10 protein-coding genes are annotated in these 8502 nt (G+C 61.7%); 5 read left to right on the top strand and 5 right to left on the bottom strand.

The window, feature by feature from the left end; genetic code table 11:
* The 4 genes from EN742_RS15005 to EN742_RS14990 form a co-directional block, all read left to right on the top strand.
* A partial coding sequence (locus EN742_RS15005; protein WP_245492327.1) for an RT0821/Lpp0805 family surface protein occupies nucleotides 1-424 on the top strand: 424 nt, incomplete at its 5' end.
* Between the two features lie 100 nt (nucleotides 425-524).
* Nucleotides 525-1469 carry a J domain-containing protein gene (locus tag EN742_RS15000; RefSeq protein WP_127421577.1) on the top strand — a complete coding sequence of 315 codons (945 nt, stop codon included), beginning with the start codon at nucleotides 525-527 and terminating at the stop codon, nucleotides 1467-1469.
* 108 nt (nucleotides 1470-1577) lie between these two features.
* Complete coding sequence (gene fabI, locus EN742_RS14995) at nucleotides 1578-2396, top strand: enoyl-ACP reductase FabI (RefSeq protein ID WP_126055943.1); 819 nt, start codon at nucleotides 1578-1580, stop codon at nucleotides 2394-2396.
* A gap of 62 nt (nucleotides 2397-2458) precedes the next feature.
* Nucleotides 2459-3046 carry a histidine phosphatase family protein gene (locus EN742_RS14990; RefSeq protein WP_126055942.1) on the top strand — a complete coding sequence of 196 codons (588 nt, stop codon included), beginning with the start codon at nucleotides 2459-2461 and terminating at the stop codon, nucleotides 3044-3046.
* Nucleotides 3047-3096: 50 nt separating this feature from the next.
* Here EN742_RS14990 and EN742_RS14985 read toward each other — a convergent pair whose 3' ends face one another.
* The 5 genes from EN742_RS14985 to EN742_RS14965 all read right to left on the bottom strand — a co-directional run bounded on the left by EN742_RS14985 (nucleotide 3097) and on the right by EN742_RS14965 (nucleotide 7198).
* A complete protein-coding gene (locus tag EN742_RS14985) occupies nucleotides 3097-3360 on the bottom strand; it encodes a DUF1344 domain-containing protein (RefSeq protein ID WP_126055941.1) in 264 nt (87 codons plus the stop codon).
* Nucleotides 3361-3528: 168 nt separating this feature from the next.
* Nucleotides 3529-5097 (bottom strand): hypothetical protein, encoded by a 1569-nt coding sequence (locus EN742_RS14980; protein ID WP_128332968.1) that lies wholly within the window; start codon nucleotides 5095-5097, stop codon nucleotides 3529-3531.
* Nucleotides 5098-5157: 60 nt separating this feature from the next.
* Nucleotides 5158-5874, bottom strand: coding sequence for a methyltransferase domain-containing protein (locus EN742_RS14975; protein ID WP_126055939.1), 717 nt, complete (start codon nucleotides 5872-5874; stop codon nucleotides 5158-5160).
* A 5-nt stretch (nucleotides 5875-5879) separates the two neighbouring features.
* The gene (locus EN742_RS14970; RefSeq protein ID WP_189347737.1) at nucleotides 5880-6284 is read right to left on the bottom strand and encodes a GtrA family protein; all 405 of its coding nucleotides are present in this window, start codon (nucleotides 6282-6284) and stop codon (nucleotides 5880-5882) included.
* A complete protein-coding gene (locus tag EN742_RS14965) occupies nucleotides 6281-7198 on the bottom strand; it encodes a glycosyltransferase family 2 protein (protein ID WP_126059183.1) in 918 nt (305 codons plus the stop codon). The genes EN742_RS14970 and EN742_RS14965 overlap by 4 nt, the downstream gene beginning before the upstream one ends.
* Nucleotides 7199-7747: 549 nt before the next feature.
* Here EN742_RS14965 and aroC point away from each other — a divergent pair.
* Nucleotides 7748-8502, top strand: a 755-nt coding sequence (gene aroC, locus EN742_RS14960; protein WP_128332967.1) for a chorismate synthase, incomplete at its 3' end; no start/stop codon positions are given.

The raw sequence follows: 8502 nt of genomic DNA, 5'->3' as shown, positions 1-8502 counted from the left end.
CGGTTTCGCTTCGGCCAGCGGCAAGCTCATGGTCGCGGCCATGGTCCTTCCGCTTGCCGCTTGCGGCGCGGGCGGCTTCAGCCTTCAGAAGGCGGAAGTCGACCGTTCGATCGTCACGTCGAGCGCACCTGCCTCGCCCGCCGTGCCGGCGAACAGCGACAAGGACTCGGATCAAACCACCATCGGCAATGCCGTCTCTTCCGCCGATATCGAGGAACTCGGCGGCCAGGCGGTGCCGTGGGCGAATGCCGGCACCGGCTCGCGCGGCTCCATCACCGAGCTGGTCGAGTTGAAGGACAACGACCAGACTTGCCGCAGCTTCACCGCTTCGCGCGAAAGCTTCGACGGGGTCTCGCTGTTCAAGGGCGAGCTCTGCATGGCGGGCGCCGGCGGATGGCACATGCAGGACTTCAAGGCGCTCTGATTTTCGCCTGCCGATCTTGCCTTGCGCCACTGGAATTTCTTCCTATGCAAGCGCATATAGGGAGCAACCGTGGACTCATTTTCTCTTGCAGGCAGGAAGCATGCGCGACCCCTATGAGGTGCTGGGCGTTGCCAGGAACGCATCGGCCAAGGACATAAAATCGGCATACCGCAAGCTCGCCAAGAAGCATCATCCGGACCAGAATCCGAATGATCCCAAGGCGAAGGACCGTTTTGCCGCCGCCAACCAGGCCTACGAGATCGTCGGTGACGAGAAGACTCGCGCCGCCTATGATCGCGGCGAGATCGACGCCGACGGCAAGCCGAAATTCCAGGGCTTCGAGGGTGCCGCCGGCGGTGGCGATCCGTTCGCCGGATTCCGCCGCCAGCAGGGCCCGGGCGGCGCGCATTTCGAATTCCGCTCAGGCAGGCCGGGCGGCGATCCGTTCGATGGCAACAGCGACATCTTCAGCCAGATCTTCGGCGATGCCTTCTCCGGCGCCCGTGGCGCCGGCCCCAGCGGCGCGCGAACAGGCGACCGTCGCCAGCCGGCCCAGGCCGCTGACCTCAATGTCACGCTCGATGTCACCATCGAGGAGGCGGCCACCGCCGAGAAGGTGACGGCGATGTTCCCCGATGGTCGCAAGGTCGCCGTCAAGTTGCCGGCCTATGTCGAGGACGGTCAGACCATCCGTCTGAAGGGCCAGGGCGAGCAGGGGCCGGGTCAGCCGGGCGATGCGCTGGTCAAGATCCATTTCCGTCGCCACCCGCGCTACCGTGTCGAGGGCCGCGACCTGCACGCCGACCTGCCGGTGGCGCTGGCCGATGCCGTGCTGGGCGCCAAGGTTGCGGTCGAGACGCCGACCGGCCGCCTCGCGGTCAATGTCCCGGCATGGTCGAGCTCCGACAAGGTGCTGCGGCTCAAGGGCCGGGGCTTGCCGGAGAAAACCGGCGGCCATGGTGACCTCTACGTCCATGTCAGGCTGATGCTGCCCGAGGGCGGTGACAGCGAGTTGGAAGCGCTGATGCGCCGCCAAAACGGCTGACCTTCGAAGTTTTCTCCCCCGGACAGTCCGCTATGGGCGCTTGAAGGGGCCTTGTGCCTGTGCGATAGGGCTCTCCACAAAGCAGACATTCTTGCGGAGAACGCTCACATGGCGGGTGGACAGGGCCTTATGGCCGGCAAGCGCGGGCTGATCCTCGGCGTCGCGAACAATCGGTCGATCGCCTTCGGCATCGCCAAGGCCTGCGTCGATCACGGCGCCGAGATTGCACTGACCTATCAGGGCGAAGCCTTCAAGAAGCGCGTCGAGCCGCTGGCGGCGGAACTCAACGCGCATGTCGCCGGTCATTGCGACGTCACCGATCCGGCAAGCCTCGATGCCGTTTTCGACGACATCGCCAAGCATTGGGGCAAGCTCGACTTCCTCGTCCATGCCATCGCCTTTTCCGACAAGGACGAGCTGACCGGCCGCTATGTCGAGACGACGCGCGACAATTTCCTGCGCACCATGGACATTTCGGTGTTTTCCTTCACCACCATCGCCAAGCGGGCCGAGCCGCTGATGGTCGATGGCGGCTCGCTGTTGACGCTGACCTATTACGGCGCCGAAAAGGTGATGCCGCACTACAACGTCATGGGTGTCGCCAAGGCTGCGCTTGAAGCGAGCGTCCGCTACCTCGCCGTCGACCTCGGCGCCAAGAAGATCCGCGTCAACGCCATCTCGGCCGGCCCGATCAAGACCCTTGCCGCCTCTGGCATCGGCGACTTCCGCTACATCCTGAAGTGGAACGAATACAATGCGCCGCTGAAGCAGACGGTCACCCAGGAAGAGGTCGGCGATTCAGGCGTCTATTTCCTGTCGGATTTGTCGCGCGGTGTCACCGGCGAGGTCCATCACGTCGATTCAGGCTACCATGTCGTCGGCATGAAGGCGGTCGACGCGCCCGATATCTCGACCGTCAAGGAATAGTCTCCTCGAGCTGGCATCCCCCACCGCCTGCAGTCTGTCCTGATCTTTCGCCGGAAGACCTGATGTATCCGCTCGTCTACATCGTGCGCCACGGCCAGACGGAGTGGAATGCCGAGCGTCGACTGCAGGGCCAGGCAGACACCGACATAAACGCGCTGGGGCGCGAGCAGGCGACCCGGAATGGGATCCGACTGGCCGAGTTCGTCGACAATTCGGACGATTTCGACTTTGTCGCCAGCCCGATGCGGCGCACGCGCGAGACGATGGAGCGGTTGCGCGCGGCGATGGGTCTCGATCCGCTTGCCTACCGCACCGATCCGCTGCTGGTCGAAATAAGTTTCGGCGACTGGCAGGGCTTTACCTTCCGCGAGCTCGAGGCCAGGCTTCCCGGCTCGACGCAGGGGCGCCGCTTCGCCAAATGGGACTTCCAGCCGCCCGGCGAGGGCGCCGAGAGCTACCAGATGCTGCTCGAGCGGATAAAGCCATTCTTCGACGCCCTGGACCGGCAGACGGTCTGCGTCACTCATGGCGGCGTCATGCGCTGCCTGTTCCGCTTCGTCGAAGGCCTGTCCAAGCAGGAGGCGGCAAGCCTCGAAATCCCGCAGGACCGCTTGCTCCGGCTGCAGGGTCGGACCCTGGAGTGGTTGTAGGGCGGACTGTGGAAGGTGTGGCGATTCAGGTCAGGCCAGCATCATCTGAATCAATTCGCGTCACTGTCCGGTAGCTGCATATCGGTGACCACGTTCTCGCCATTGGTCACGTCATAGGCAATCACAATGTCCATGCCCGGCTGCAGCGCGTCGAGATCGGTTTCGGCATTGAGCTTGTAGGACTTGCCGTCATCCAGTGTCAGCGTCAGCGTGTCCTTGTCGACCTTCTTGATCAGGCCTTCGGTCTGGCCGGCGAATGCGGCGGCGGTGGAAATCAGCAACATGGCGGCAACAGCGCCAATCAGGGTACGCATCGTCGTCCTCTTTGGTCATTGCGCCGGCACTATGGCGGCGGATCCTCAACGGCGGATGGAAGAGAGCAGAAACCAACCGAATGTGTCAAAACTAAATCCGCCGGATCACAGTTTGATGCACCGGATCACGGTTCGATCACTGTGGAAAACGCCAATGGGAGGTAGCACTCAGTGGGCGCCGCCGGGCGGCAAGGAGAACGGGGAGCCGGGAACGGACGTGTCGAGCCGTTGCTGCGCGAACGGCAGTCCGAGCCTGAAACTCATTGACGAGGCGCGAGCCGTCCAGCCGGGTTTGGGCGGCTCGACATATTTCGACAGGTGAATCTCCACCGAGCCGGCATTCTGCGGGCTGGCCAGTATCAGACGGACAAGTTTTTCGTTGGCGACAAATCTGTAGTCGCGGACGGGGAAAAGCTGCCTGCCATCGATCGTCGCGGACGTTTCGACTGTTATTGCATTGCTCTCAGGCGGAGCCTTCACGCCCACCAGATCGATTATCTGGATGGCATTGGGCTGTTGAACATCCAGCCTCACGGTTCTGTCTTCGGAGGTCGAGGCGAGTATCGGCACATCCCGACGCTGCGCGGTCACGGATGCGACGAGCAGGACTATGAGCGCGCCCGTCGCAACAGTGATTGCCTCCCTTCGGCCGAAAGCGGACGGCTTCAGCCTGTAGGCGACAATCCCCAACGCGATGGGAAACATCCACTTGTAGTAGTGGACGTTGAAATAGCGGAACATGCCGGTCGGGACGCTGTCCCGATAGCTCGCATAAACGATCAGATGCACGGCCATCATCAAGCCGGCCACCCGCATGAACAGGGGCTCCGGGAAAACGATCAGAACGATCGCAAGAACGACGGCGATGAACAGGATGGGGATCACGCTGATCCAATCGGCATTGAACTCCAGGAAATAGACCTGTGAGGCAACAAGAAGCGAAAAGAGCCGCTCCGGAACCTGGAAAATGTCGAAGCCAATTCCTCCTGCGACGGCCTGGAAATATGTGCCGGCCAGAGTTCCGGCGCTCAGGTAATTGAATGTTGCGAAGAACAGCACTGGCATGGCAAACCCAGCCGCCCCGGCGCCTATGGAAACGATCCCGTTTCTGCGCGCGTCGGGTTCATTGCCCACTGCCATCGCCACGACAAGCGACGCATAGGCGATTGCAGCCGGAGCAGTCGTGGCGAAGTCCGCGGTACGAACGGGGATCTGGGCGCCGACAACAATGCCGAACAGGATCGCGTTGGTCGCGAAGGTCGATGCGGGGAGCGATGAATGCCTCAGCCGATCGAAGCGGTCGAGAAGTACAAGGGCCGCGGCGAGGAGGAACGCGCCAAGCGTGCTGGTCCACGGAACAACCCACTGAAGCCCGATGATCGGGTAACCGACCATGCCCGCCAATGTGAAAAGAGCTGCGGCGGCGGGCCCGAGGTGCGGTCGAAACAGGCGGAACACGAGCAGAAAGAAACCGGCCATCAGCGCGAGGTTGACCAGATAGAAGGGGTGCATTTCCGAAATTGGTAGAAAGAGCGCGCCGAAGAGGGGATAAAGCGGCGGATAGAAATGCGATGCGGGCCTGAGATCGAGGACGGCGAAGGCCTTCGCGGACTTCCAGTAGAGACCCTGGTCAATCCATCCCCACCAGCCCAGCGGATATTGCGCATTGTTGCCGGGAACGGAGGGATAGGTCAAATATCTGTACTGATAGAGGCAAAACAGGACGACGAGCGCCAATGGCAACGCCCATGCGTTGACCAGTCTCAGGACTGAAGATCCGCGCATGGAATGTACCGGCTAGGTCTGAGCATGATCGCCGGCAACGATGGCGATGTTCGAACTGAAGGGACCGAGCTTGATCCCCGTCATCCAGATGCGCGGCGCCTTGGCTCCCGGCCATTCTCGCCCGATCAGGTCGCGGCTGAGAAAATCCATGTTCTCCGGCTTGGTCCAATAACCCATCGATGATTTGCCGAGCAGCGCGCGGAATGCGGATGGCGAATAATGCAGAAGCGGCAATCCGGTGTGATGTTCGACCGGGAACCAGCGGTTGGGGACGGTGATGAAGACGGAGCGGGCAACCCGCAGGTGCTCCAGGATGAATTGCCTGCGCTCTTGCACTCCTCCAACATGCTCCAGCACCGCGTTGGACGTCGCTATGTCGAATGACTTGTCGGCAAAAGGCAGCGGCTCGTTGGGAATGATTTGCCGGAAGGTGGCGGAGGGGTAACGTGCCTTGACCTGCTCGCCGGTTCCGATCCCGGCGCAAGTCACTTTTTCTGGCCACGGGTAGGACTTTTCGAGGAAATTGGCGCCTTCATTCTCGTCGTCGGAAACGCCGATATCGAGAACGGTCGTTTGCGGGGAGGGGCGCATCTGTTCAATGAACAGATTGAACATGTTCCGCCTGGCGGTCTTGAGCAGGCGCATCGCAAACGAATTCGATGCCCCGTCGCGATAAAAGACGGAGTCGATATTCTCGTCTCGGGGCGCCCGATCCTGATCAGCGGCCATTTCCATCACCCCAGGCTTCGATGGCCGTTGAAAACCATTCGGTCGTACAGAGCGTAGTTGACGACGAGGCCTGCAATCGCGCCGAGGAGATACGCGGGCACATGGTAGAAATTGGCGTCAATCTTACTGGCCTCGTTCAACACGATGAGGTTCGCACCCATCCCGACGAAGGATGCAATCAGATATTTGCCGTACTCGGCAGTTCTGTTTTGCATGCGGCCGTCAATGAAAGTCATGCTCCGGTTGAGGGCCCAGGTTACCGTCATCGCGACCAGGCTTGCTAGCACGCGGGCGGCGATAATCGAGCCGCCAAAACCGTACACGAAGCCGAAGAACACGGCCGCGTCAGTGACGAACCCAATGCCTCCGGCAAAGAGGAAGCGCGCTATTTTCGCGCTCGTCACGCTCACCGCTGCACCGATCGGTAGGATAGATAGGCAAGCAGCTTCGCCTCCTTGCGGCCGCGCGCGACGCTATCGAGAATGAGGCCGGCGAACACCGAAAGGAATGCGAGGATCATTGCCGCCGATACGGCTATCAAGGTCGGGAAACGAGGCACCAATCCAGTGGAGAGATAGTTGAGGAAAACGGGTGTGCCGAATCCGATTGCTATCAGCGCCAGAACCGCGGCGATCGACAGGAAAAACGGAAGCGGCAGCAGGTCGCGGATCAGGTGGAAAATCACCCACAGGATGCGAAAGCCGTCTTTGTAGGTCGCCAGTTTGCTCAGCGAGCCCGCAGGCCGCTCCTTGTAGTGCGTTTCGACCTCGCTCATGGGAACTCCGAGTTCCAGCGCATGTATGAGGAGTTCGGTCTCGATCTCAAAGCCTGCGCTTACCGCCGGAAAGGTCTTTACAAACCGGCGTGACAGAGCCTTGTAGCCGGACAGCATGTCTCGACTTTGGTCGCCGAAGAACAGCGAAACAAGCGATGTAAGCAGACGGTTTCCGATCAGGTGGCCCGGTCTATATGCCTGCTTGCTGGCATGAATGCGCACCCCGTTCACCTTGTCGTATGGCCCGGACAGGAGCTCGCGGATCATGGCAGGCGCCTCGGAAGCATCGTATGTCGCATCGCCATCGACGATAAGATAGGCGTCGGCGTCAATATCGGAAAACATTCGCCGCACCACGTTGCCCTTGCCTTGCCGGCGCTCGCTGCGAACGATCGCGCCGGCGGACGCGGCTACCGCTGCCGTGTCGTCGATCGAGTTGTTGTCGTAGACATAGATGCGGGCGTTTGGCAGAGACTGGCGAAACTCGGACACCACGGTCGCGATCGTCGCGGCCTCATTGTAGCAGGGTATGAGCACCGCGACTTCTATGTCGTCATGCGCGCTGCCCGGATGCCTGGCCTGTTCCGTCAGCGGCAGGTCGACGCGATGCGCGCCTCGCGTGCCGACGCCATATTCCCGACTGACAGCCAAGTTCGCTCCGAAGATTGTCCGGCACGCTAGCTAGCCGATACTGGCGGCCTTGCCAATCCCAAAAGGAAATCCTAGCTCCACCGCCCCCAATCACGCGGCTGCCTTACTTGCACGATCCATAAGATACTGGAGAGACCGCCTGCCCGACCTCGCTGGCTTCATAGGATAGCCGGGAAACAACAGCGGCTATAGATCGACCGGCACGGCGTTTGTTGTTCAGCCCGATGCCGAGATGGTGGCTCAGCGAGGGTTGCGGCGCAGTGGTTCGACATCGGACGATGCCGCCGTAGCGCCGAAATCATCCATCATGCTGGATCCGCCGGTTTGACCACTGTGGAAAACGCCAATAGAAGGCAGCGTGCAGCGCCGCGCGTCCTTTTGGGCGCGCAGAGGACGCTGCGCCACCGAGAAGATTACCGGCTCCGCCGCCGGGCAGGGCGCTTTTCCATGTCTCACAACACGTTCGGCCATCTTTTCCGCGTCACCACCTGGGGCGAAAGCCATGGGCCGGCACTCGGCTGCGTTGTCGACGGCTGTCCGCCCGGCATCCGCTTCACCCGAGCGGAAATCCAGGCCGAACTCGACAAGCGCCGGCCCGGCCAGTCGCGTTTCGTGACGCAGCGTCGCGAGCCGGATGAGGTCAAAGTCCTCTCCGGCTTCATCCTCGACGAGGACGGCGAGACGATGATCACCACCGGCACGCCCGTCTCGATGCTGATCGAGAATGTCGACCAGCGCTCGAAGGACTATGGCGAGATCGCCCGCCAGTACCGGCCGGGCCATGCCGACTACACTTACGAGGTCAAATACGGCCTGCGCGATTACCGTGGCGGCGGCCGCTCCTCGGCGCGCGAGACGGCGGCGCGGGTGGCGGCCGGCGCGCTCGCCCGCAAGGTCGTGCCCGGTATGATGGTGCGCGGCGCACTGGTCTCGATGGGTGAAAAATCCATCGATCGCGCCAACTGGAACTGGAACTTCATCGGCGATGCGGAAAATCCGTTCTTCACGCCGGATCCGGCGTCGGTTCCCGTCTTCACCCAATATCTCGACGGCATCCGCAAGGCGGGTTCCTCCGTCGGCGCCGTCATCGAAATCGTCGCAGAGGGCGTTCCAGCCGGTCTCGGCGCGCCGATCTATGCCAAGCTCGATCAGGACATCGCGTCCGGCCTGATGTCGATCAACGCCGTCAAGGGCGTCGAGAT

The sequence above is a fragment of the Mesorhizobium sp. M4A.F.Ca.ET.020.02.1.1 genome (genome assembly GCF_004022645.1).
Taxonomy (GTDB): Bacteria; Pseudomonadota; Alphaproteobacteria; order Rhizobiales; family Rhizobiaceae; genus Mesorhizobium.
Note: the sequence above shows the minus strand (reverse complement) of the source record. Positions and strands in the feature narration are given on the sequence as shown.

Coding starts and splice junctions, on each gene's coding strand:
- EN742_RS15000 (WP_127421577.1), top strand. CDS start 525: ATGCGCGACCCCTATGAGGTGCTGGGCGTTGCCAGGAACGCATCGGCC.
- fabI (WP_126055943.1), top strand. CDS start 1,578: ATGGCGGGTGGACAGGGCCTTATGGCCGGCAAGCGCGGGCTGATCCTC.
- EN742_RS14990 (WP_126055942.1), top strand. CDS start 2,459: ATGTATCCGCTCGTCTACATCGTGCGCCACGGCCAGACGGAGTGGAAT.
- EN742_RS14985 (WP_126055941.1), bottom strand. CDS start 3,360: ATGCGTACCCTGATTGGCGCTGTTGCCGCCATGTTGCTGATTTCCACC.
- EN742_RS14975 (WP_126055939.1), bottom strand. CDS start 5,874: ATGGCCGCTGATCAGGATCGGGCGCCCCGAGACGAGAATATCGACTCC.